The sequence below is a fragment of the Photobacterium sp. DNB22_13_2 genome, from assembly GCF_052873915.1.
The window spans coordinates 1-288 of record NZ_JBNNXU010000101.1; the positions used below are offsets into that span (position 1 = coordinate 1).

1 protein-coding gene is annotated in these 288 nt (G+C 64.2%); it reads left to right on the forward strand.

Annotated features, from left to right (window positions below):
• Positions 1-288 (forward strand): LysR family transcriptional regulator (locus ACVA58_RS27970; protein WP_446513504.1); only part of this gene is annotated, 288 nt, incomplete at both ends.

Consider the following 288-nt stretch of genomic DNA (forward strand, 5'->3'; position numbering starts at 1 on the left):
CTGGAGGCCTTCCTTGGCGTTGCGCTGATTGAGCGCACGACACGCCGGACGGAACTCACGGAAATCGGCCAGCGCTTTCTGCCGCAGGCGCGCCGGTTGTTGAACGAGCTGTCTGACGCGCTGACGGAAATTCGCGAGACCGGCCTGAGCCAGCGTGGAGACATCACGATTGCCTGCGTGCCGACGGTGGGCGTGCAGTATCTGCCGCGCATCCTGCGGGCGTTCTCTGCGCACCGGCCGCACGATCGCGTGAAGATTCTCGATCATGCCTCTGCATCGGTGTTGCAG